The sequence below is a fragment of the Kitasatospora sp. NPDC040550 genome (assembly GCF_055594965.1).
The window spans coordinates 315829-338800 of sequence record NZ_JBVIWC010000005.1 but is presented as its reverse complement, the minus strand read 5'-3'; the positions used below and the strand labels follow the sequence as shown (position 1 = coordinate 338800).

Below are 22972 nucleotides of genomic sequence, written 5' to 3'. Positions count from 1 at the left end.
GGCCGCCTTCCCGAAGGAGTCCTCGTTGTCCGATGCACCCGAAGAGCCAGGCACCGCACCGACGTCCCTCCACACCGCCTTCCGCCGCGCCGCCGCCGACCACCCCGACCGCATCGCCGTCCGCGACGGCCACCGGGAGCTGACCTACGCCGAACTCGACGCCCTGTCCGGCGGCTTGGCCGCCCACCTCCGGCGGACGACGCGCGGCCCGTACGTCGGCCTGGCGCTCCGGCCGGGGCTCCACCTGGTCGTTGCCGTGCTGGCCGTACTCCGGGCCGGCAAGGCCTACGTCCCCGTCGATCCCGCCGGCCCGCCGGACCGCATGCGCCTGATCCTCGACCAGTTCCTCGCCCTGCCGCTCCTCGCGGAGGACGAGGCGCTCCCCGGACTGCCCGCGCTGCCCGGCGTCCGGCCGGTCCGGATCTCCGAGGCGATGGCCGCCGCCGACGGCCGTCCGCCGCTCACCCCTGCGGAACTGCACCCGGAATCCCCCGCCTACGTCATCTTCACCTCCGGTTCGACCGGCGTCCCCAAGGGCGTGGTCGTCAGTCACCACAACGTGCTGCGGCTGTTCCGCTCCTGCGCGCGGCACCTGGACTTCCGTCCGGACGACGTCTGGTGCCTGTTCCACTCCCCGGCCTTCGACTTCTCGGTGTGGGAGCTGTTCGGCCCCCTGCTCCACGGCGGCCGGCTGGAGATCGTGCCGCCCGCGACCAAACGCGACCCCGCCGACTTCGCACGGTTCCTCGGCGACCGGGCGGTCACCGTCCTCAACCAGACCCCGTCCGCCTTCCGGCAGTTGTGCACCGTCCTCACCCCCGAGCAGACGCGCCGGCTGGCGCTGCGCCGGGTGGTCTTCGGCGGGGAGAAGCTCGATCCCGGCGCGCTGCGCCCGTGGTACGCCCTGGCCGGGGACACCGTCGAGCTGATCAACATGTACGGCATCACCGAGACCACCGTGCACGTGACCCACGCCAGGCTGTCACCGCGCGACGCCGAGACCGGCGGCCCCGGCACCATCGGCCGGCCGCTCCCGGACCTGGAGGTCCGCGTCGTCGACGAGCTGCTGCGGCCGGTCCCGGACGGCACCCCCGGTGAACTGCTGGTCTCCGGGGCCGGACTGGCGCTCGGCTACCTGGGCGACCCCGCGATGACCGCGGCCCGGTTCCGGGAGGACCTGGAACCCGGCCGCCGCTGGTACCGCTCCGGCGACGAGGTCCTCCGCACCGCCGCCGGCGACCTGGTCTACCTCGGCCGGCTGGACCGGCAGACCAAACTCAACGGCTACCGCATCGAGTTGGGCGAGGTGGAGACCGCGCTCCGCGGCCTGCCCGGGGTCCTCGACTGCCACGTACTGCTCGACACCGCCCCGCCGGCGCCGCGACTGGTCGCCCACCTCGTGCTCAAGGAGGCCGTGCCCGTGGAGACCGTCCGCAGCTCACTCGCGCGCACGCTCCCGGCCTACATGGTGCCGACCGTGTACGTGCCCGTGCCCGAACTCCCGCTCACCCTCAACGGCAAGGTCGACGAGAAGGCCCTGCTGGCCCGGTCGGCCCGCGGGTAGCCGTACGGGCCACGGCGGAGGCTCCCGGACCCGCAGTCGGGTCCGGGAGCCTCCGCACCGCCTCCGGCCTCAGGGGCGGACGGCGCTGACCAGCCAGACGTCCCCGGGGATCAGCACGCCCTCCGGCGTCTCGTGGCCGAGCAGCCCGTCCTTGAGCCCCTGCCGCGTCTGCTCGACGACCTCGTCGTCCGCGTCCTTGAGGTTGATCCGCACACCGCCCTGGCTGAGGATGAACTCGGCGGCGTCCTCGGCGTCCTGCCCGAAGTTCATCAGCGCCCGGACCGGCGCGATCTCCACGCCGTCGAACCCGGCGCCGCCGAGCACCTCGCGGATCCGGTCCGGTTCCAGCAGCGAGTCCATGCCCTGGGCGGTGGGCGCCGGGATCCGCATCAGCGGAACGAGCGCCGACGTGGCCCGCGCGATGGGGCTGTCGGCCGACCCCGCCTGCGGGACCATGAACACCAGTCGGCCGCCCTCCCGCAGCCCGGACCGGATGTTGGCGAACGCGGCCACCGGGTCCGAGAAGAACAGGCACCCGCCCCGGCTCAGCGCCACGTCGAACCCGCCGTCGGGGAACGGGTGGACCTGCGCGTCCCCCTCCTCGAACTCGACGTTCCCGACGCCCTGTTCGGCAGCGTCGGCGCGGGCCCGCTCCAGCGACGCCACCGACAGGTCCACCCCGAGCACCTGCCCCCCGGCCGCCTGCCGCGCGGCCAGCAGCGCGACCTGACCGGTGCCGCAGCCCACGTCGAGCACCCGGTCCCCGGGGCCGATCGCGGCCCCCCGGAACAGCTCCTCGTTGAAGGCCTCCACGATCGCGTTGTACCGATCCGCGTTCTGCGCCCGATGGGCGCCTTCCTCGCCGTTCCAAGCCTCTGCGTGGTGCTTGTTCGCGATGGGACGCATGGTTTCCATCCTCCCCAAGGATCACTAGCGAGATCGACCACCACCAACAAGCTAGAGCATGGACATGCTCAAGGGAATGGGGCCGTCACGCCCCTCCACCGGGCCCCGCCACCACCACTCGCCCCACGGACGGTACGGCCGGGGTACCTTCGCGAGACGGATCGCGGGGCGTGATCGAGTTCCAGCAGCGCGACGAGCGCCGCCCGGCGACCGCCGTCCCGACACCGGCAGGAAGGCCCCGCGCACCATGGCGCAGCATTTCGGTGACTACCAGAACGAGATCTACCTCAACGGGCTCGGCGGCGTGCTGCCGACGATGCCGATGGTCTTCGCGGAGCTGGAGGCGCGGGCGCAGGCCGCGTTGCCGCCGTCGGTGGTGTCGTACGTCGCCGGCGGAGCCGGGGACGAGTCCACCCAGCGGGCAAACGTCGCCGCCTTCGACCGCTGGGGGCTCTACCCGCGGATGCTGGTCGGCGCGAAGGAGCGGGACCTGTCCGTGGAGCTGTTCGGGCTGCGGTTGCCGTCGCCGCTGTTCCTGGCGCCGGTCGGGGTGATCGGCCTGTGCGCGCAGGACGGCCACGGGGATCTCGCCACCGCCCGGGCGGCCGCCCGGACCGGCGTGCCGATGGTCGCCTCCACCCTCACCGTCGACCCGCTGGAGCAGGTCGCGGCCGAGTTCGGCGACACCCCCGGCTTCTTCCAGCTCTACACCCCCACCGACCGCGACCTCGCCGCGAGCCTGGTCCACCGCGCCGAGGCCGCTGGGTTCAAGGGCATCGTCGTCACCCTGGACACCTGGGTCACCGGCTGGCGCCCGCGTGACCTGGCCGCCTCCAACTTCCCCCAGCTGCGCGGCCACTGCCTCGCGAACTACACCTCGGACCCGGTCTTCCGCGCCCGCCTCGCCAAGGCCCCGGAGGAGGACCCGGGGGCGGCCGTCCTGGAGTGGATCCGGATCTTCGGCAACCCGCTGACCTGGGACGACCTGCCCTGGCTGCGCTCGCTCACCGACCTGCCGATCATCCTCAAGGGCCTCTGCCACCCGGAGGACGTCCGCCGGGCCAGGGACGGCGGGGTCGACGGCGTCTACTGCTCCAACCACGGGGGCCGGCAGGCCAACGGCGGCCTGCCCGCACTGGACGCCCTGCCCGGCGTCGTGGCGGCCGCCGACGGCCTGCCCGTCCTGTTCGACTCCGGGGTGCGCACCGGCACCGACGTGATCAAGGCGCTCGCCCTCGGCGCGACGGCGGTCGGCATCGGCCGCCCGTACGCCTACGGGCTGGCGCTGGAGGGCACCGACGGCATCGTCCACGTCCTGCGCTCCCTGCTCGCCGAGGCCGACCTGCTCATGGCCGTCGACGGCTACCCGAGGGTGGCCGACCTCACCCCGGAGGCGCTGGTACGGCTCTGAGGCGGGGACGTCCGGGCCCGGTCGGCCGGGCTCGGACGTGCTCGGCCGGGCCCGGACGCGGCTGCCGCCGGGGCCGGTTCGCGAGGTCCAGGCGCGGCCCGTCCCTGCGGGCGGGGTGCGCACGACGCCCGGCGTTGTCGGCGGCTCCCGCTACGGTCTGCCCATGGACACCGGAGCCGCCCACCTCTCCCCGCACGCGTCCCGCCACGAGCCGTTGCCCGGCCGGGTCGGCCACGTCGCCGGGATCGAGTCGCTCACGCTCGACGGCCGCCGCCACTACTTCGCCTTCGACCACCGCAGCGACCTGGTCGTCTCGCCCCTCATCGACACCCCGGACGCGATGGCCGCGATCGCCGCCCTCCCGGGCAACTGGGGCCTGCTGTTCACCCCCGTCGCCGAGGGCCTGGCCACCCGCACGCCCTGAGCCCCGCCCCTGCCCCGACCGCCCAGCCGGGCGGGAACCGGGCGCCCGGCCACGTGTTCCGGCGGGTCACGGCGCCGCTCCGATCCCGAGGAGGTGGAGGAAGCGGGCCGCGTTCTCCGCGACCACCACCCAACCGCCGTCGCCGCAGTAGAGGACCCTCGGCTCGGCGGGGTCCACCCGGTAGTCCAGCGCGATGGGCATGTCGGCACCGAGGCTGCCGATCAGCAGGGACCGCTCCGGATCGATGCCCGTTCCCGGCACGATCCACAGGTCGCGCTCCTCCTCGCCGACGCGGACCTCCTCCTGCCGGAAGCTCACCGTCCGACGAGCGATCGCCACCGGGTCGAGCAGTTCGAAGAGGTAGCCGTCCTCCTCCGCGAAGACCCCCCGGATCCGCTCCGCGTCGTACGGCAGCCGCACCCGGCCGCCGGCCGTCAGCCGGCGAAGCGGCTCGGGAAGCACCATGCCCGCCACGGTGCCGTCGAGATGCTCAGTCATGCCTCAACCTTTCGCTCGGAATCCCGTCGCCGCCCCGGGCGTGGACGTAGGCGCCCAACTGCGCCCAACTGCGCCCAGCGACGGGCCCGGGCAGGACGGGCATGGTGCGCCGGGCGTCCGCGAGGACCTCCAGGGCGACCAGGCGCCGCGTGACCGCGGAACTGCGGGTGACGGCAGCGCGCCGTCGTTCGTGCGGCACGGTTCGTGCTCACAGTAGAGCCGCCGCGAGTGGACAACCGGTCGACGCCGCCCGTGTGGCGGATCCGGAGCGGCAATTCCGGTATCTGAGCCGTCATCAGGCGACCCGAACATGAAATGTCATCAATTCAACTAACTGAATGGGAGATACCGGCGGACGGAGGTGCGGGACACCCACCCGATCCGACTCCCGGGAGATCCACCTCACCCTCCGCACGTCATGCCGCCGCAACACGGCAGCAATGAAGCCTCAGGTCGTATCCGTACCATCCAACCATGGCTCAACCAGGGTTCCGAAGGCATATCCTGGTGATAGCCTTGCTTTCTGCGAGCGGGTGACCCCACAGACCCCGATGTCGCATCAGCTGACGAACCATCCGCGCACCGCTGAACCTCAGTGCGCACGCTCGGTCCGTTTCCCGAACCCGTTGCCCGCCGCGTCGCACCGGAATCGAATTCCACCGACCGCCGGCTCAAAGATCGCCTCCGACCCGCAGGGCGACGTCGTGCACCCCACGACCTCGCTCCGCCCTCGCACGCCCAAAAGCAGGAATCGATGCCCGTTCAACCGATAGCGGAACTCATACGCTTCGCCCGCCACAACTCCCCCTTCTACGCCGAGCTGTACGCCGGTCTGCCCGACTCGGCCGCGCGGTTGACCGACCTCCCGGTCGTCCCGCAGACCGAGTTCTGGCAGGCCAACACGCCCCGTGACAACCGGCTGCTGACCGGGCCGCTGGAGGAGGCGGTCGTCTTCAAGAGCGGCGGCACCACCGGCTCGCCGAAGTTCTCGTTCTACAGCCGGGAGGAGTGGCGGGAGTTCACCACCTCCTTCGGTGCCGGACTGGTCGACGCCGGGCTGCGCCCGGGGCACCGGGTCGCCGACCTCTTCTACGCGGGCGACCTGTACGCCAGTTACACCTTCATCCTCGACTCGCTGCACCGCTCGCCCGTCTCCAACGTCCGGCTGCCGATCGGCGGGGCGGCGCCCCTGGAGTCGACCGCGCAGACCCTGGAGCAGTTCCGGGTCGAGGTGGTGGCCGGCACCCCGACCACGCTGTGCGCACTGGCCGACCACCTCCTGGCCTCCGGTCGCGAACTCCCCTCCGTGGAGCTGCTGCTGTTCGGCGGCGAGGGCCTGTACCAGGACCAGCAGCCGCTGCTGCACAAGGTGTTCCCCAACGCCCGGGTCTCCTCGATCGGCTACGCCGCCGTCGACGCCGGGCTGCTCGGCCGCCCGGTACCGGGGCCGGACACCCGGGTGCACCGGGCGTTCACCCCGGAGACGGTGGTGGAGATCCTCGACGACCACACCGGCGAGCCGATCGAATCGGAGGGCGTACCGGGCCGGGTCGTGGTGACCGACCTGCGGCGACGGCTGATGCCCGTACTGCGCTACCCCGTCGGGGACCGCGCGGAGTGGACCGACCTCGCCACCGGCCGGTTCCGCATCCTCGGCCGGGCCCAGGAGGGCGTACGGGTCGGGCCGGTGTCGCTGTACACCCAGGACGTGCTCGACCTCGTCCGGGCCGCCGACCCGGCCGGCCGGGTGATCGGCGTGCAGCTGGTGGTACGCCGCTGGGAGGGCCGGGACGGGCTGGTCCTGCGGCTGGCCTACGACGGGGACCCCACCGGGCTCCCCGAACTGGCCGCCACCGTCACAACCGCCCTCCACTCGGCGCGGCCGCTGTACCCGGAGGCGGTCGCCGCCGGCCACGTCCACCCGTTGTCCGTCGCGTGGGTGCGTCCGCACGAACTCGCCGTCAACCCGCGGACCGGCAAGCTGATCCGCGTCCTCGACGAACGGCCGCACTCGTGACGGCGGCCGGGGCTGCCGGGACAGTCGAGGCGGTCGAGGCGACTGACGAGGTCGACGTGTCCGACGCGGCCGCCCGCCGCCTGCCGCTCGTCCTGCGCAACCGGCGCTTCGCCGCCGTCTGGGGCGCGCAGGTCCTCACCCAGGCCGCCGGACGGATGTTCCAGGTCGGCGCGGTGTGGTGGCTGATCGGCTACGCCGCGGGCCCGGACCGGGGCCTCGCCTCGGGCGCCTTCCTCGCCGTCAGCACCCTCCCCGCGGTGGCGCTGGCCCCGCTGGTGGCCGCGCTCATCGCCCGCCGCCCGCACCGCACCGTGCTGGCCGCCTCGGCGGCCGTCGCCGGACTGGTCGCGCTCGGCACGGCGTGCTGGACGTACACCGCGACACCGCCGATGGCGGTCATGTACGGTGCCGCGCTGCTGCTGGCGGGCTGCCAGGCGGTCTTCGACCCCTGCCTGACCACGTCCGTCCCCGAGCTGGTCCGGGACGCCGACATCGAGGCCGCAACCGGCTTCGAACTCGCCACCCAGTCGCTGGCCGGCCTCGCCGGCGGGCTGTTGGGCCCGCTGGTGGTCGACGGCGCGGGCCTGCCCGGCATCGTCGCCGGCTGCGCCGGGGCCTACCTGCTGGCGGCCGCGCTGGTCGGCGCGACCCGCTTCCCGGCGCCCCTCGCCACCCCGGCCGCGCCGGCCGCCCCGGGCCTGGACGGCCCGTCACCCGCCGCCCGGCGGCCGCTGCGCCGCATCCTGGCCGAACTCCCGTTCATCCGCCGGGTGCTGCTCTGCTTCACCGCCGCGAACGTGTTCACCACGGCGGTGTTCGTGGTGATGCCGCTGTACACCCGGACCGTGCTGCACGCCGACGGCTCGACCGTCGCCGCCCTGGAGGCGGCCCTCGGCGCCGGCACCCTGGTCGGCTCCTTCACGGGCGGCCGGCTCCCGGGCTCGCCGACCGCGATCGGCGCCGGCTGCCTGGGCCTGATGGCCGTCGCGCTCGGCCTGCCCGGCCTGGCCGTGGGACAGGCGCCGGCCGTCGGGGCGATGGCGGTCGCCGGCTGGTGCGTCGGCGTGATCGGCGTACGGTTCGTGGCGCTGTTCCAACGGCTGGTACCGGCCGAGGACCGGCCCGGTTTCTTCGCCGTCATGCAGGCGCTGCTCGGGGCGACCTTCCCGGTGTCGTCGCTGGCGTTCGGCCTGCTCGGCGACCACCTCCCGGCGCGGACCCTGTGCCTGGTGCAGGCTGTCGGCGTGCTGCCGGTCGCCGCCGCGCTGTGGTGGACCGGCCGGCGCGCACCGGCCGCACCGGCCGCAACAGCCGCCGCAGCCGCAGCCGCACCAACTGCACCGACCGCACCGACCGCACCGACCACGGACGCGAGCTCCACCGCACAGCCGAACGGGGCCGTGCGATGACCGTGACGATCGCCCCGGCGGTACCGCAGGACGTCGCCCAGCTGCGACAGCTCTACTTCGACGTCTACGGCCACGGCTACCCGGTCGCACTCGGCAGCGACCCCGCCGAGATGCGCCGCCTGATCGACGACCCGCACACCCACTGGCTGACCGCCCGCCCCGAGGGTGCCGGCCGCCTGGCCGGTTCGGTGGCGGTGCAGACCGACCCCGGCGGCCGGATCGGCAAGCTGGTGGGCCTGGCGGTCCATCCGGAGCAGCGCGGCGCCGGGCTGGCCGGACGGCTGACCGCCGCCGTCTGCGCGGACGCCTTCGCCGCCGGCACCCTGGACTCGGTCTACGCGACCGCCCGGGTGGTCACCCCCGGCCCCCAACAGGTCCTTTCCCGCCACGGCTTCCAGGCGCTCGGCCTGATGCCGAACGCCGTCGAGGTCGCAGGCTGCGAGAGCCTCGCCCTGTTCGCCCGGCACGCCGACGGCGTCCTGGCCCGCCGGGAGGACGTCGGCGCGGTGCCGCAGGCGCTGGTCCCGCTGCTGGAGGCGGCCCGGCAGAGCACCGGTGTCGACTACGGCCGCCCCCGCCCGACGGACGCCCCGGCCCCGGCCGTCGGGCGGAACGCGCCGGTCACGGCGCCGATGGAGCTGATCACCGCACCCGGCTTCGTCCGCCGCCGCTTCCTCGAACTCTTCCCCGATCCGGGGGAGCGGTTCTTCCCGCTGCACGTCCCGAACGCCGTACTGACCCCGCCGGACGGCGCGTTCGAGGCGTACGCCGACCTGGACCGGGCCGCGGCGAGCTGCTCGCTGATCGCGGTGCACCCGTCCCCGGCGGCCGTCACCGGGGCGCTGGAGCCGCTGATGGCGGCCGTCACCCGGGCCGGCGCCGACTACGTCGAGACGCTGCTGCCGCTGGCCGACACCGCCGGGCTCGACGCCTTCCTGGCCGCCGGGTTCATCCCGAGCGCCGTCTACCCGGCGATGCGCCGGATCGGCGAGCGGTTCCACGACTACGTGGTGCTGTCCCGCACCAGCCGTCAGATCGACTTCCGGGCCGCGGCCGTCAGCAGTCCGCTCCAGCCGTACCTGCTGGCCTATCTGACCGCCTGGACGTCGACCTACCTACCCATCCCCGAGGTCTCACGATGACTGACCACCTGGCCGACCACACGACCGTCCACACGGACGACCGCACGGCCGACCGCACGGACGACCACACGGCCGACCAACCCGTGAACACCCATCTCGCACCGGTCGCGGTGCCCGACCCGGCCGCGCTCCCGCACGTCCAGCGGCTCTGCGACCTGGCCGCCCCCTACGCCGCCGGGCCGGAGACCGACGCCCTGTTCGCCGCCGCGATGGCCGAGTCCCACGCATGGCACGCGCAGCGCTCGCCGTTCCTCCGCTCGCTGCTGGACGGCCCGGCGGAAACCCCGGCGCCGACCGTCGGCGAGGGGATCCGCACGCCCCTGGTGCACGCCAACTTCTTCAAGCGGCACGAGGTGCTCTCCATCCCCCGGGAGGAGGTGTTCCTCCACCTCACCTCCTCCGGCACCACGGGCCAGAAGTCGCAGATGTTCTTCGACACCTGGACCATCCGCTCCGCGCAGCGCATGGTGGCCCGCATCTTCGACCACTACGGCTGGATCACGCCCGACCAGCCGGTCAACTACCTGCTGTACAGCTACGAGCCGGCCCCGCAGCTGAAACTCGGCACCTCGTTCACCGACAACTACCTCTGCGACTTCGCCCCGGCGAACCACACCACGCACGCGCTGCGGCACACCGGCAGCGGCCACGAGTTCGACGTCCACGGCTGCATCGAGGCCCTGCAACGCTACGCCGAGGAGGGCCTGCCGGTACGGATCCTGGGCTTCCCCTCCTTCCTGCACTTCACCCTGGAGCGCATGCGCGCCCTCGGCCTCCCGCCGCTCCGACTCCCGGCCGGCTCCCTGGTCCTGCTCGGCGGCGGCTGGAAGGGGCACACCGACCGGCAGATCGGCAAGGAGCAGTTCTACGCCGGGGTCACGGAGCAGCTGGGCATCCCCTCGGACCGCATCCGCGACACCTTCGGCTCGGTCGAGCACTGCGTGCCGTACATCGAGTGCGGGCACCACCGCCTGCACGTCCCGGTCTGGTCGCGGGCGGCGGTGCGCGACACCCGCACGCTGGAGCCGCTGCCGTACGGCGAACGCGGCTTCCTCCACCTCGTCTCCCCGTACATCACCTCGGTGCCGGCGCAGAGCGTCGTCATGGGCGACCTCGCCTCGCTGCACCCCGGGCAGGACTGCCCCTGCCCCCTGCCCACCCCGTGGTTCACCATCCACGGCCGCGCCGGGGTCAGCCGGAACCGCAACTGCGCGGCGGCCGCCGCCGAACTCCTGAAGGGGATGTCGTGACCACCGAACCCATGACCGCCGAACCCATGACCGCCGAACCCACCAGCTCCGAACCCGCTGGCACCGGGCCCCACTTCTGGCAGGGCTCGTTCATCGACGACGACGAAGCCGCCCGCCGGCTCGCCGATCTCCCGGCGCTCGCCGCCCGCGTCCTCGCCGAACCCCTGCCCACCGAACTGGTGTTGAGCGCCTGCCAACGCCTCGCCGACGCCCTCACCACGGCGGGCAGCCCGGTCCGCACCCGCCTCCTCGCCGCACTCACCACGGGCGGCGTCGAGGCGGACGAAGCGGCCGCGACGCTCGCCGAGATCACCGGTGCGATCGCCCGCCCGGCCCTGGAACTCAAGCTCCGTCGCGAACTCGGCGGACTTCGCCCCGAGCGGCTCACCCGGCCCGACGCTCGGGAGACCACCTTCGAGGCGTGGGCGCCGGTCGGGCTGCTGGTCCACATCGCCCCCGGCAACGCCGCCGCCGTGGCCCCGCTGAGCGTGATCGAGGGCCTGCTCACCGGCAACCTCAACGTGCTCAAGACCAGCAGCAACGACACGCTGCTCCCCCAGCACCTGCTCGCCGAGCTGGCCGCCGCCGACCCGACCGGTGCCCTGGGCCGCCGGATCGTCGCGCTGAGCTTCCCCTCCGCCCGCGCCGAGTGGCTGCGCCTGCTGTGCGAGCCCGCCGACGCGGTGGCGGTGTGGGGCGGCGAGGACGCCGTCCGCTCGGTCGCCGAACTGGTCCCGCCCGGCTGCCGCCTGGTCGAGTGGGGCCACCGGATCTCCTTCGCCTACCTGACCCGTGACGCCTGGTCGGATGGGACGACCCTGGACGCGCTCGCCGCCGACGTCTGCCGCTTCGAGCAGCAGGCCTGCTCCAGCCCCCAGGTGATCTACCTCGACACCGAGGACACCGCGGAGGGCACCGCTGCCGCCGACCAGCTCTTCGCCTTCGCCGAGCGCTTCGCCTCCCACCTCGCCGAAGCCTCCGCCCACCTGCCCCGCCCCGAACTCGAACCGGCCGAGCACGCCGAGGTCACCACCACCGAACTGATTGCCCGTCTGGAGGAACACCTCGGCCTCACCAGGGTCCTGGCCGCCGAGGACGGCTCCTGGCGCGTCCTCGCCGACACCCGCCCCGCCCTGGCCGCCTCGCCGCTCCACCGCAGCGTCTGGGTCAAGCCGCTGCCCCGCGGCTCGGTCATGACCGTGCTGCGCCCGATGCGCCGCTACCTGCAGACCGCCGCGATCGGCGGCAGCCCGGCCGACGTCGCCCGGCTGTCGCGGGCGGTGCTCGCCGCCGGCGTGCTGCGGGTCACCCCGGTCGGCGGAATGCTCGACAGCTACCACGGCGAGCCCCACGACGGCGTGTACGCGCTCCAGCGGTACAGCCGCCGGGTCAGCGTCCGCGCCGACGGGGCCTTCGCCACCACCGCCTGCCTGGACGACCTGGCGGCCCCCGCCTTCGTCCCCGCCGCGCCGAGCGGCCCGCTGCTGGACAAGGCCGGGGTGCAGGAGCAGCTGCGCACCCTCGCGCCCGAGCACGCCCACCTCCACTTCCGCAGCGGCGGCAGCACCGGGGCCCCGGCCCTCTCCGTGTTCACCAACGCCGACTACGACACCCAGATGCGGGCCTCCGCCGACGGCCTGCTCGCCGCCGGGTTCGACCCGGCCCGGGACCGCGCCGCCAACCTGTTCTACTGCGGCGGCATGTACGGGAGCTTCATCAGCTTCTTCTCGATCCTGGAGCGCCTCAACGCCACCCAGCTCCCGATCGCCGCCGGCCCCGACCACGCCGCCACCGCCGAGGCGCTGGTGACGCACCGGGCGGACACCGTGTTCGGCATGCCCTCCTACCTCTGGCAGCTGTTCCACGACCAGGCCGCCGTGCTGCGCGCGTACGGCGGGATCCGCCAGGTCTTCTACGGCGGCGAGCACTTCACGGCGGAACAACGCCGGGTGCTCACCGAGGAGTTCGGCGTCGAGGTGATCCGCTCGGCGGCGTACGGCAGCACCGACCTGGGGCCGCTCGGCTACCAGTGCACCCACTCCGAGGGCTCGGTCCACCACGTCCTGACCGACCTGCACACCCTGGAGATCCTGGCCCCGGAGGCCGACGCCCCGGCGCCCGCCGGACAGCCGGGCCGCCTGGTCTTCACCAGCCGCACCCGGGCCGGGCAGCGCCTGGAGCGCTACCAGATCGGCGACCTCGGCCGCGCCGTCGAGGGCGTCTGCCCCTGCGGCAGCCACACCCCCCGCATCGAACTCCTCGGCCGCTACGGGGACGTCGTCCGGGTCGGCACCTACTTCCTCAACGTCCGGCGCCTCCTCGCGGTGGCGCAGGAGGAGTTCGGCTACCGGGGCGAACTCCAACTGCTCCTGGACCCGGGCGCGGACCGCGAGCACGCCACCGTCCGCCTCGACGAACGCTACGCCCCGCCCGCGGCCACCGCCCGCGCCGCGTTCCGGACCGCCGTCCCGGAACTGGACTCGGCCGTCGCCGAGGGCCTGCTCGACCTCACGGTCGAGACCGTCGGCTCCGCCGCCTTCGAACGGACGCCCACCAGCGGCAAGCTGCGGACGGTGGTCGACCGGCGCCGGTCCACACCGTGACACCGCCCTGCGCCGGGCCGGTTCAGGCCCGGCGCAGGTCCACCATGGCGAACACCTTGTCGTACCGGCGCTCCCCGACGGCCACGTAGTCCGGCAGCCGCCCGTACTCGGTGAAGCCGAGCGAGTGGTACAGGTGCAGCGCGTCGGCATTGTCGCCGCGGGCGTCCAGGGTGAGCACCTCGATGCCCGCGGCCCTCGCGTCCGCGATCAGCGCCGTGGTCAGCGCCCGCCCGATGCCCCGCCCCTGGGCGGCGGCGGACACCGCGAGCTTCTCCAGCTCCGCGTGCGGACGGTGGGTCGGCCGCCGGTGGCGCAGCCAGTAACCGAACCCGACCGGCCGCCCGCCCAGGTACGCCACCCGCAACGCCCCGTCCCCGACCCGCGACCGCGCCACCACGTCCTCCACCAGCCCCGCCACCTCCTCCCCCGACGGCGGCTCCACCCACCCCAACGCAGCACCCCCCGCCACCAGCTCCGCCAGGATCCGCTGCGCCGCCCCCACGAACTCCCCACCCACCGCCGCCGCATCGACGATCACAACGTCCCCGGCACTCGCGGCAACACTCACGTTCTGGCCCATGCCCGGCAGCCTAACCAGCCCGAACACCCTGGCCGCGCTCCCGGGTGCCGTTCACCCGGGCAGGGCGGCGCCGGCGACGGCCCGGCACACCGGACGGCGAACAGCCGTCATCCGCTCGGACCACCACCGGGGCGCCACGAACCGCTCCTCCGGTTGCGGGGCCCGCGGAGCCGGTGCTCTCCTGCTGGTGTCAAGCAGCGCGACGATCGGAGCCGATGTGCCCTCCCCCGTTGCCCTACCGCCCGAGGAGGCCGCCGACCGGCTGGCCATCCGCCGGCTGGTCGACGCCTACGCCCACTGTGCGGACCGCCGGGACGCCGAGGGCCAGATGGCCCTGTTCACCGAGGACACCCGCTTCCTGGTCCACCTGGACGCCACGGCCCCCGAACCCACTCAGGAACTGCACGGCCGCACCGCCCTCGCCCCGGTCTTCGCCGACCTCAATCGGTATCGCGCCACCACCCACTTCAACGGCCAGAGCACCGTGACCGTCGACGGCGACCGCGCCGAGGGCGAGACCTACTGCCTGGCGCACCACATCTCCGCCGGCCCGGACGACGAACGCACCCTCATGATCGCGTCCATCCGCTACCTCGACCGTTTCGTCAAACACAACGGCGACTGGCTCTTCGCCGAACGCCGCCTCCTGGTCGACTGGACCGAGACCCGCCCCAGCACCCCCTGACACCCCACCTCCCGGGGAACACCAACTCTCCTGCGCAGTAACCAAGTTGAACGATCTGAGCAGCCTCCACTACTCCGCAGACCGCGCCCGGTGGGCAGCAATCAGGTCCCGGTACCAGACGTACGAGGCCCTCGGGGAGCGCCGCTGGGTCGCGAAGTCGACGTGGACGAGGCCGAAGCGCTGGTGGTAGCCCTCAACCCGTCGAACAGGCTGTCATTCTATCCGTGACGGTGGTCCGTCAGGTCGTCCAGGAGGAGGTCGGCGACCACCTCCTCGACCACGGCGATGCGCAATTCGGCCATGGAGTCGACGAGTGCCGAGTCCCACGGTGCGGGCGTGAGGCGCCCCGGGTCGGGACCCGAGGGCACCCGCTGCGTGGCGGCCCGGTAGTCCTCGGCCGACATCCGCCAGGGGGTCGCTCCGGTCTTGGCGAGGACGTGGGCCGCGATGCGGATGCCCTCGCCGTCGAAATCGCCGTGGTAGTGCAGAGCGGCACCGTCGTCTGCGAGTCGGCGCAGCAGGTGGATCACGGCTGTGTTGGGCCAGCCGGCGGTGCAGACCAGGGGCGGGCAGCGGGGGCCGAAGCTCCGTAGGGCCAGGGCGAGCATGCTGGGGTTCTCGGTGATGTGCACCGGCCCTGCGGGAGCGGTGAAGCGGCCGGGTGTGCGGAGTTGGGCGAGGGTGAGGCTGACGGGGTGGCCGGCGTCGGCGCAAGTGCGGGAGATCACGGCGACCGGGCCTTCGCCTTCGGGGCGCAGGCCGACGGCGAGCACGCTGGTTGACAGGTCGTCGTCGGCCACGCCGGCTCGGCTCCAGAGTGCGCGTCGCCCTTCGGCGGCGTCGGGCATGGCGGTGCCGTAGAGCAGCGCCAGGGCGCGCAGGACCACGCCGGACAGCCGGGTTCCGTCGTCGAGGGCGTGGGAGTCGCCGTTGAGGAGGCGGGCGGCGAGGACCGGCAGTGGTTCGCCGTCGGCCGGAAGTGCGGCGAGGACGGTGAGCGCGGCGGTCAGCAGGCCCCGGGTCCGGTCCGGTGAGCGGTCGACGAGGCCGTTGGCGCGCAGGTGGCCGACCCATTCCAGGAGAGCGGGTTGGGCGGTGACGACCTCGTGGCCGGCCAGCCACTCCCACAGGGCTTCGCGCTGGCCGGCCTTCTGCTCGCGCTGGGCGGCGCGGTCCTGGATCGGGCCGAGGACGGCGGTCACCACGTCGCGGACGGGCCGGCCGCAGGCGTCCAGTACGGCACCGTCGAGGACGGCGAGCGGGATGGTCGGTTCGGCGGCGGGGAGCCGGTCGAGTCCGAGGAGGTCCGCCAGCGCCTCCCGGCCGGCGTCGTCGAGCGGTCCGGACCGTATCCGGCTGACGGAGCGGCCGGTCGAGAGGCGGTCGTGCACGGCAGCCCAGAGGGGGCGGAGTTCGGGCAGGTCCAGGGGGTGGCGGTCCGTCATGCCGGTTCCTCCGTGTCGGGTTCGTCCGGCAGCAGGTCGGCACCCGTCCAGGTGAAGCGGGCGCTGGTGACGGCATCGTCGCCGTCGCCTCCGGTGATCAGCTGGTGAACGGCGATCCCGGAGAGCTCCCGGTAGGTGCACCACTCGTGGTCGGAGGTGAGCACCAGGTCGAGGTCGAGCGCCGCGAGGAGGGCGAACACCTGCCCGCGGTTGACGGTGTCGACGCCGACGAAGACCTCGTCGAGCAGGATCAGCCGCGGGGACTGCGGCACCGCCTCGTAGTGAGCGGCCACGGCGGCGAAGAGCGGCAGGTGGAGTGCGATGGCCTTCTCCCCGCCCGACAGCGCGCCGTGGAGCTTCTTGGTGAGCAGTTGCCACCCGGCGCCGTTGGCGCGGTCCAGTTTGACGACGAACTGGTGCCAGGCCGTGTAGTCGAGGACCTCTGCAAGCTGCTCCTCCCAAGTGGCCGCCGTGTTACGGGTCTTGGCCTCCTCGATACGGCCCCGGAAGAAGGCGTGCAGGGCCTCGCGGTCGGCTTCGGTGATCCGGGCCGGGTCCTTGAGCAGCAGTTCACGGGCCGTCCGGGTGCCGGCGGGCAGGTCGGGGTGGATCTGCCACACCAGACGGACCGCCACCCGTGACGCGGTGCGGACCCGTTCGAGGTGGCCGTTCATCCGCTCGACGAGTTCACCGGCCTGGCGGATCCGGGAAGCGAGGTGGCGGCGGGTGTCGCCGGTGAGGGTTCGGTCGAAGAGGCCCCGTTCGGCGTCGGTGATGTCGTCCTGGCTGCGGTCACGGTCACCGGTGAGGATGGCGAGGAGGCTGGTCGCGCCGACGCGGATGCCGTCGATGGTGGCAGTGAGGACGTGGATGTCCTCCTCGGCTTCGAGTTCGAGGTCGGCACGGCTGCTGAGGCTCTGGCGGGCTCGGTGGACGGCCTCGGAGAGGCGGTTCAGGGAGTCGCCGAGGTTCCTGGTGCCGTGCGGCAGGTTGGGCCATGCCGCAGCGGTCTCGCGTGCGGCTTCGAGAGTCGCGCGAGTGCCGTCCATGGAGGTGAGGACGAGGCCGAGGCCGGCGTCCTCGGGGAATCCGAGGACGCACAGGTGCCGGAAGCTGCGGGCTGCCTCGTTCCGGGCCACCACGGCCCTCTCGTGCAGGGCCTCGTCCTGGGTCGTGGTGGCACCCAGTGCACCGATGCGACCTTCGAGCGTGAGAAGTGCTTGGGTTCCGGATTCGATGTCGCGGCGGATCCGGTCGAGGGACGTCCGGAAGTCACCGATGCGGGCGGCCACTTGGCGGTAGTCCTCGCCGACGGTGCTCTCGACCGCCCGGAGCGTGGATCGGAGCCCTCGGGCGGCGGCCTCGACGGTCTCGGCCTCCTCCAGGCTCTCGGCTGCCGCGCCCCTGGACGCCTCGGCGCGGCTGCGCGCGGAGTTCCAGGCGTGCTGGGCGGCCGTCCAGGCCAGGTGGGCGTCGAGCCAGACGTCGGCCTGTTCACGCAGCGCGTCGACGGCCGTGGCGGTCGTGTCCAGGGCGGCGCGTTCGGTCGGCAGGGCGTGCTCGGCCGAGGCGACGGCGAGCGCGCGTAGCGCGTCCGCGACCGCCTCCTCCTGTCGCGCGAGCCGTTCGACGGCCTCGCGTACGGCGTCCTCGCGCGCGCCCACCTCGGACTCGGACCGTTCCCAGACGCGCTTGGCCTGCTCCACTTCCCGGTGGTGCGGCCGGGAGCGGAGGTCGGCTCCGAGGCGCGTCCGGCGGTCGGCGAGGGAACGCAGTAGCGTCTCGTACCCGGTGACGGTGATGTCGGCCTCGGCCAGTTCGGCGGTGAGGTCCGCGATCCGCCGCTGCCTGGCGCGTTCCCGGGCCGCAGCGCCGATGTGGCTGGACTCCTCCTTGGTCCAGGAACCGACCGCCGTCGCCAGCCGCCAGCTTCCGTCGGCCGCCACGGCGGCCGGGTGGCCCGTCGGGAGCGTGGGACCGTAGGCGATGCCTGCGAGCAGCCGCTGCACCCGGCTCGGCGGCACCGGGCCGTCGGGTTCGGGAGAGAGGACGTCGAGCAGCGAGGGACCCGGTGCGGGCACGGCCGCTGCCGGGTCGGCCAGGGTGTCGTGTCCGGTGACGACGAGGCCGCCGTCGGGAGCCATCCAGGCGTCGATCAGGCCGGCCGCTTCCAGGGCCGCTTCGATGCCTGCCTGATCGGCGGGCGGCACGTCCGGCCGGAACGCCAGCAGTCGCCACAGTGGTGCCCCCGGCAGGACCGACCGGTCGGCCGTGCGGGTCCGCGGTGGAACCGGCGGGAGATCGACCGCTGCCGCGGTGCGTTCCAGTTCCCCGACGACCCGGTCACGCCGGGCACGGGCGTCGTCCCGGCCGGCGCGGGCGGTCGTCTCGTCGGCGGTGATGGAACTCTCCGCCGCCCGGGCGGCGGCTTCGACCAGCACGAGGACGTCGGCCTCGACCGCGGCCTGGGACGCGAGCTCCTCGGCGTCGTCGATCGACAGCTCCGCGCAGTCCTCCGTCGCCCAACGGCGCAACAGGGCGGCATGGGCGTCGACGGCGACCTCGTAGGCGTGGGCGTTCCCCTCGCGCTTCGCGGTCGCCCCGGCCAGCCGTTCGCGCGCCGAGTCGAGGTGCTGCTCCGCCGTCGTCCGGTCCGCGAGGGAACGCTCATGGCGCTCCACGGCGGCGCGGACCTCGCCAATCTGGCGGTGCCGCGAGACGACCGCACCACGCAGCAGGCGGCGCGCCGTACGCCCCTGCTCCTCTGTTTCCCCGGACGGACCAGGTGCGGCACCGAGCACCGTCTGCACCTCGGCGCAGACGGACTCCATGGCTGCTCGCCGCGCCGCGCCCCGCGCCTCCTCCCGGGCGGCCCGGGTGTGTTCGGCCCGCTGCTCGGAACGCAGCCGCGCATCGTCGGCACGCCCCGCGTCCTCGTCGGCCGCCCGAACCCTCCGGTCGGCGGCGGTGCGGGCCCGGGCCGCGGCCCGGGCGGCCTGGTCGCTCCTGCGACGGAGCTGGTCGAGCTCCTGCCCCTGCCGGTAGGCCTCGGAGTCGAGCAGCCCCTCGATGGCTCCCTCGGTCTCCTGCCGTCTGTGTTCGAGCTCCTGCTGCGCCCGCTTGTTCCCGTCGCGCTCACGCACGGCCTCCGCGTGCGCCTCCCCGCTCTCCCTGGCGATGCGAGCGAGGTTGTCCATCTCGGTCGTCGCGGAGATGAGCGCCGCCGCCCCGGCGCGCAGGACGCGCTGGGCGTAGCCACGTTGCTGGTTCGCGACGGCGGTGGCCGCAGCCACCTCGTCGTCCAGGGCCTTCAGGTGTTCGCGCTGGCGGTCGAGGCGTTCGAAGCCCTCGGCCAGTTCGGTGATCTCGCCCTGGCCGAGCGGGGGCAGGGCCCGCGAGAGCAGGGAGGACAGCAGCGACGGATCCAGGCGCTCCGAGAGCTTGGGGGTGCGGAGCTGGAGCAGCGCGGTGATCAGGGCGTCGTAGCGCTGCTCGCTCAGCCCGGAGAAGAGCGTGCTCCGGACCGTGTTGCGGTAGTCGGTCGGTGATCCGTGCAGCTCGCCCCGGCCTTGCAGGGCTTCGGCCAGCGCAGCGCGGGTGAGCGGCTGGCCCGCGTCGTTGACCAGGGAGAGACCGCCGGGGCGGTCGATCCGCGCGCCGGTGGTGAAGTAGTCGACGGTGACACCGGTGGTGTGCACGCTGGCCTGGAGTCTGGCGCCGCAGGTGAACCAGCCGGGACCACCGTCGACTTCTCCGTCGTCGCGGACGAACTCCAGCCACACGTACCCGACGCGGGTCTTGCCCGAGGCGCCCTCGCCCATCAGATTCCAGTGCATGGTGCGCTCGGATCCACCGAAGGTGGACAGCCGGTTGGGTCGCAGGCTGGCGTCGAGCAGGAAGGGCAGGAGCACCTCCAGTGCCTTCGACTTACCGGTTCCGTTCTGCCCCCGCAGGAGCAGTCGGCCCTCGTGGAAGGTGAAGACCTCGTCGTAGTAGCGCCAGACATTGAGGATGCCGGCCCTGGAAGGCCGCCACCGCATTGCTGCGGCCGCCGTCGGGAACGCGGAGCGCTGCGGGAGCTGTGTCACGGTCATCGGAAGTCTTCCCTGGTCAGGTTGCGGGACCGTCGGGCACGGTGGTCCGGTACCGGAACGCCGCGGGCCGGGGGACGGTGCGGTCGCCGACCCGGCGGGCCAGGCCGAAGTCGCCGAGGATGCGAACGGCGTCGGCCGTGAGGCGCTGGGCGCCGTCCTCCGACTGGTAGGTCTTCGCCCACTGCGGGAAGCGCCGCAGGAGTTCGTTCGCCTCGACCGCGAGCTGTTCCGGTGTCAGCCCGTCCGGAGCGGCTGTCAACGGTTCGAGCAGGAGCAGGGCGGCCACACGGGCCGTCGCGGAGTCGTCCGGGAAGCGGCTGTCGGTGGCGATCCCGTCCGGGTCCACGAGCAGCAGGCCGTCGGCCCGTTCCTCCAGCACGAAACCGCCCTGCTCGGCGGCGCGCCGGACGATCTGCCGCCCGGTCGGCGAGGTGAGGTAGGCCAGTTCGTCGGCGCCGAGCTCGTCGTGGTGGAGGACGGGATCGTCGAAGAGCCGACGCAGCACCGCGTGCCGCAGCCGGAGGTTGCGCTGCGCATCGGAGGCGTCGGCGCCACCGTACCGGCTCTCGCGTACCGTGCCCCGCAGGAGTTCCTCGAAGCGCAGCGGTACGTCCTCCGCCGACACGGCCAGCCGGGACGGCCCGACGGGTGCGGCGAGAAGACGCATCAGTACGGTGGCATCCACCCGGTAGAGGACCTTGGCCTTCGCCGAGTCGACGAAGCTCTCCGTGAGGCCGTCCACGGTGAGGAGTGCGCCGTACGCCTCCAGCAGCTTGAGGACGTCCACGAAGGCCATGCGCTCGGGCTTGCTCGCCGTGTCGAAGGGCGGCAGCGCCTCGTCGGTGGCACAGGCCTGGACGACCCGGTCGGCGAGCAGGCCGACCGTCGTCACCGGGACCGGGAGCAGCTCGGCCGCGACGACGCACAGCAGGGTGTAGCGGCGGCGGTCGAACGGGGCCTTGCCGGACCGCAGTCGACGGGCGGGGCGCGAGGCGTCAGAGACGGTCCGCATCTTGAGCAGGCGCGCGTACCCCAGACGCGGCTCCACCACCAGCTGCCAACCGCAGTGGTAGTCGAACCACTTCGTCAACGGGTCCTGCCGACGGCGGATCACCTCGAAGGCGGACGGGTCTCCGCGTTCGGTGATCAGTGGCCGGCCGAGGAGCAGCCTGATGCCTCGGGCGACGTCCTGCCGCTCGGCCAGGACGAGTTGGTTCGCAAGGGTGCTCATCCTGCCTCCCGCCCGGCGGGCTCCCGTGTGCTGCCGGCGCTGTGGATCTCCACCAGGTGGTCAGGTCCCTCCAGCTTCCCCCGAGGTGTCCGCAGGACGGCCCGCCCGCCGTCGGGCAGCGGCCGGAGGAGAATCTCGACCCGGCCGTCGGAGGTGACCGCCCGGCGCGTACCGCTGCCGTCCGGTCGTGCGGCAAGCGCCCGGCCAAGGAGGTCGAGAAGCCGCTCGAAGACAGCGTGGTCCAGCGTGCCGAAGCCGGAGAGCCGCACCGGACCGTCAGTGGCCAGGACGTCCCAGGCGACTTCGAGTTCGGCCCGCTCCTTCCGGGCCCGCTCGGCCCGGGCCGTCTTGATCCCGCCGATGTCGCGTACCTTCCCGGTCCGGGTGAACCGCTCGGTGCGGCCGCTGGTGCGCAGCAGGGCCGACACCTCCACCGGCGGAGCCTCGGCCCAGCTGCCCGATGAGGGGACCAACTCCGGGTCCGGGTGGGCGAGATGGGCGTGCCGGGCCGGACCGAGACCGAATGCGGCCGACCACAGGCGGTGCAGGTCGTCCTCGCCGGGCGCCGCGGCAAACCAGCGGGCCAGCTCCCGGAAGTCCTGGACGGCACTGGAGGAGCGGCGCCGTGACTCGGTGATCCGGTCAAGGACCTGTAGGAGCGTCACGATCGCCCGCCGCGCCACGTCGTGCAGCTGCTCCACGCGGGGCCGCGCCCCGTCGGCCGGCCGGAACCAGGCCTGCAGCCCCTCCCAGCGCGCCCGGCGCCGCTCCAGCCAGGCCGGCGCGGGATCGCCGTCGGCGACCGGCGGCAGCTCGGCGCCCCGTAGCGCTCGCGCGTGCAGCAGGCTCACTCCGCACTGCTCGACGCGCTCAACGGCGGAGGCCACCGCCTGACCCCGCTGGTCGAGGTTGACGAGGAACTCCTGGAGATAGCCCACCGTCGCGGCCTTCACCTCCCGGAAGGTCGCCAGGTCCACGCCATCGGCGCGCAGCAGGCGCTGCAACTCGCCGTTGAACGCCTTGGTGTTGGCCAGCAGCGCCTCCAGGTGGCCCTCCAGCTCCTGCAGCGTGGTGAAGACCCGACGGTCCGAGGACGTGGAGTCGCCCAGCAGCCCGTACAGCTCGTCGAGCCGGTCCGTGATCGCCTCCAGCACCGCCGTCTGAAGCGCCCCCGTCGAGGCGAGCACGGACAGAGCGTGCTCGACCCCGGCGAACGCGGCCTCACCGCGCCGGGTCAGCGAGTACTGGAGGTTGCGGCGCTCGTATTCCTCGGCGGTGCGGTAGTTCTCCGCGTGGTTCTGGACGATATCCAGCAGCTGCCACTCCCTGAGCTTGCGCAGCGCCTCCTGGAGGTCGTCGTCATGGACCGCGTTGAGCCAGCCGACGGTCCGCAGCCGGGTGCGGACCTCCTCCAGCCCGAGAGCGGTCTCCAACCGCTCGTTGGCCGCTCCGAAGGCCTGGAGGATCGCACCATAGAATTCGGTCTTCTCCCCCGTCGTGAACCGGAACATCTCCGGCGGCACCCTGCGCAACGGCTCCCCTCCCCTCCGTCGGGCACCACACTACGTGGACGCACCCGCAGCACCGACCGGGACCTCGATAACGAGCATCGGGAACCGGGGGGGGGGGGGGGGGGGGGGGGGGGGGGGGGGGGGGGGGGGGGGGGGGGGGGGGGGGGGGGGGGTGGGGGGGGGGGGGTGGGGGCATTTTCGA

Annotated in this window: 16 protein-coding genes and 1 pseudogene; 9 read left to right on the top strand and 8 right to left on the bottom strand. The window is 73.4% G+C overall.

Translation table 11 applies throughout. From position 1 onward, the window contains the following. The first annotated feature begins 25 nt into the window (after positions 1 to 25). On the top strand, positions 26 to 1564 hold the full coding sequence (locus ACZ58X_RS11085; protein ID WP_470333365.1) for an amino acid adenylation domain-containing protein: 1539 nt from the start codon (positions 26 to 28) through the stop codon (positions 1562 to 1564). A gap of 69 nt (positions 1565 to 1633) precedes the next feature. Here ACZ58X_RS11085 and ACZ58X_RS11080 read toward each other — a convergent pair whose 3' ends face one another. Beyond that, positions 1634 to 2470 carry a class I SAM-dependent methyltransferase gene (locus tag ACZ58X_RS11080; protein WP_470333364.1) on the bottom strand — a complete coding sequence of 279 codons (837 nt, stop codon included), beginning with the start codon at positions 2468 to 2470 and terminating at the stop codon, positions 1634 to 1636. Between the two features lie 247 nt (positions 2471 to 2717). Between ACZ58X_RS11080 and ACZ58X_RS11075 the strand changes: the two genes are divergently transcribed. Together ACZ58X_RS11075 and ACZ58X_RS11070 are read left to right on the top strand one after the other, a co-directional pair. Further along, positions 2718 to 3881: an alpha-hydroxy-acid oxidizing protein gene (locus ACZ58X_RS11075; RefSeq protein WP_470333363.1), complete on the top strand. Its 1164-nt coding sequence runs from the start codon at positions 2718 to 2720 to the stop codon at positions 3879 to 3881. A gap of 163 nt (positions 3882 to 4044) precedes the next feature. Beyond that, positions 4045 to 4305 (top strand): hypothetical protein, encoded by a 261-nt coding sequence (locus ACZ58X_RS11070; RefSeq protein WP_470333362.1) that lies wholly within the window; start codon positions 4045 to 4047, stop codon positions 4303 to 4305. 66 nt (positions 4306 to 4371) lie between these two features. On the opposite strand, the gene ACZ58X_RS11065 is transcribed toward ACZ58X_RS11070, so the two are convergent. Continuing rightward, a complete protein-coding gene (locus ACZ58X_RS11065) occupies positions 4372 to 4803 on the bottom strand; it encodes a hypothetical protein (protein ID WP_470333361.1) in 432 nt (143 codons plus the stop codon). Positions 4804 to 5557: 754 nt separating this feature from the next. On the opposite strand from ACZ58X_RS11065, the gene ACZ58X_RS11060 reads away from it, so the two are divergent. From ACZ58X_RS11060 to ACZ58X_RS11040, 5 genes are all read left to right on the top strand, one after another. After that, the gene (locus ACZ58X_RS11060; protein WP_470333360.1) at positions 5558 to 6820 is read left to right on the top strand and encodes a phenylacetate--CoA ligase family protein; all 1263 of its coding nucleotides are present in this window, start codon (positions 5558 to 5560) and stop codon (positions 6818 to 6820) included. Positions 6821 to 6876: 56 nt separating this feature from the next. Next, complete coding sequence (locus ACZ58X_RS11055; protein ID WP_470333359.1) at positions 6877 to 8229, top strand: MFS transporter; 1353 nt, start codon at positions 6877 to 6879, stop codon at positions 8227 to 8229. Continuing rightward, the gene (locus ACZ58X_RS11050) at positions 8226 to 9371 is read left to right on the top strand and encodes a GNAT family N-acetyltransferase (protein WP_470333358.1); all 1146 of its coding nucleotides are present in this window, start codon (positions 8226 to 8228) and stop codon (positions 9369 to 9371) included. The genes ACZ58X_RS11055 and ACZ58X_RS11050 overlap by 4 nt, the downstream gene beginning before the upstream one ends. Before the next feature lie 83 nt (positions 9372 to 9454). Further along, the gene (locus ACZ58X_RS11045) at positions 9455 to 10621 is read left to right on the top strand and encodes a LuxE/PaaK family acyltransferase (protein WP_470333398.1); all 1167 of its coding nucleotides are present in this window, start codon (positions 9455 to 9457) and stop codon (positions 10619 to 10621) included. Next, positions 10618 to 13224, top strand: a complete 2607-nt coding sequence (locus tag ACZ58X_RS11040; protein ID WP_470333357.1) for an acyl-CoA reductase — start codon at positions 10618 to 10620, stop codon at positions 13222 to 13224. The genes ACZ58X_RS11045 and ACZ58X_RS11040 overlap by 4 nt, the downstream gene beginning before the upstream one ends. A gap of 22 nt (positions 13225 to 13246) precedes the next feature. Here ACZ58X_RS11040 and ACZ58X_RS11035 read toward each other — a convergent pair whose 3' ends face one another. Further along, the gene (locus ACZ58X_RS11035; protein ID WP_470333356.1) at positions 13247 to 13804 is read right to left on the bottom strand and encodes a GNAT family N-acetyltransferase; all 558 of its coding nucleotides are present in this window, start codon (positions 13802 to 13804) and stop codon (positions 13247 to 13249) included. 217 nt (positions 13805 to 14021) lie between these two features. Between ACZ58X_RS11035 and ACZ58X_RS11030 the strand changes: the two genes are divergently transcribed. Then, a complete protein-coding gene (locus tag ACZ58X_RS11030) occupies positions 14022 to 14489 on the top strand; it encodes a nuclear transport factor 2 family protein (RefSeq protein WP_470333355.1) in 468 nt (155 codons plus the stop codon). 69 nt (positions 14490 to 14558) lie between these two features. Here the strand turns inward: ACZ58X_RS11030 and ACZ58X_RS11025 are convergent. From ACZ58X_RS11025 to ACZ58X_RS11005, 5 genes and pseudogenes are all read right to left on the bottom strand, one after another. Then, positions 14559 to 14684: pseudogene (locus ACZ58X_RS11025) on the bottom strand (family 1 glycosylhydrolase); the annotation flags it as partial. A gap of 23 nt (positions 14685 to 14707) precedes the next feature. After that, positions 14708 to 15934 (bottom strand): TIGR02679 family protein, encoded by a 1227-nt coding sequence (locus ACZ58X_RS11020; RefSeq protein WP_470333354.1) that lies wholly within the window; start codon positions 15932 to 15934, stop codon positions 14708 to 14710. Further along, positions 15931 to 20028, bottom strand: coding sequence for a TIGR02680 family protein (locus tag ACZ58X_RS11015; protein ID WP_470333353.1), 4098 nt, complete (start codon positions 20026 to 20028; stop codon positions 15931 to 15933). The genes ACZ58X_RS11020 and ACZ58X_RS11015 overlap by 4 nt, the downstream gene beginning before the upstream one ends. 16 nt (positions 20029 to 20044) lie before the next feature. Then, on the bottom strand, positions 20045 to 21259 hold the full coding sequence (locus tag ACZ58X_RS11010; protein WP_470333352.1) for a TIGR02678 family protein: 1215 nt from the start codon (positions 21257 to 21259) through the stop codon (positions 20045 to 20047). After that, positions 21256 to 22770 carry a TIGR02677 family protein gene (locus ACZ58X_RS11005; RefSeq protein ID WP_470333351.1) on the bottom strand — a complete coding sequence of 505 codons (1515 nt, stop codon included), beginning with the start codon at positions 22768 to 22770 and terminating at the stop codon, positions 21256 to 21258. The genes ACZ58X_RS11010 and ACZ58X_RS11005 overlap by 4 nt, the downstream gene beginning before the upstream one ends. Positions 22771 to 22972: the final 202 nt, after the last annotated feature.

Excerpts from the sequence above, each read along its gene's own strand:
- ACZ58X_RS11080 (WP_470333364.1), bottom strand. The coding sequence starts at position 2,470 with ATGCGTCCCATCGCGAACAAGCACCACGCAGAGGCTTGGAACGGCGAG.
- ACZ58X_RS11075 (WP_470333363.1), top strand. The coding sequence starts at position 2,718 with ATGGCGCAGCATTTCGGTGACTACCAGAACGAGATCTACCTCAACGGG.
- ACZ58X_RS11070 (WP_470333362.1), top strand. The coding sequence starts at position 4,045 with ATGGACACCGGAGCCGCCCACCTCTCCCCGCACGCGTCCCGCCACGAG.
- ACZ58X_RS11065 (WP_470333361.1), bottom strand. The coding sequence starts at position 4,803 with ATGACTGAGCATCTCGACGGCACCGTGGCGGGCATGGTGCTTCCCGAG.
- ACZ58X_RS11060 (WP_470333360.1), top strand. The coding sequence starts at position 5,558 with ATGCCCGTTCAACCGATAGCGGAACTCATACGCTTCGCCCGCCACAAC.
- ACZ58X_RS11050 (WP_470333358.1), top strand. The coding sequence starts at position 8,226 with ATGACCGTGACGATCGCCCCGGCGGTACCGCAGGACGTCGCCCAGCTG.
- ACZ58X_RS11035 (WP_470333356.1), bottom strand. The coding sequence starts at position 13,804 with ATGGGCCAGAACGTGAGTGTTGCCGCGAGTGCCGGGGACGTTGTGATC.
- ACZ58X_RS11020 (WP_470333354.1), bottom strand. The coding sequence starts at position 15,934 with ATGACGGACCGCCACCCCCTGGACCTGCCCGAACTCCGCCCCCTCTGG.
- ACZ58X_RS11015 (WP_470333353.1), bottom strand. The coding sequence starts at position 20,028 with ATGACCGTGACACAGCTCCCGCAGCGCTCCGCGTTCCCGACGGCGGCC.
- ACZ58X_RS11010 (WP_470333352.1), bottom strand. The coding sequence starts at position 21,259 with ATGAGCACCCTTGCGAACCAACTCGTCCTGGCCGAGCGGCAGGACGTC.
- ACZ58X_RS11005 (WP_470333351.1), bottom strand. The coding sequence starts at position 22,770 with ATGTTCCGGTTCACGACGGGGGAGAAGACCGAATTCTATGGTGCGATC.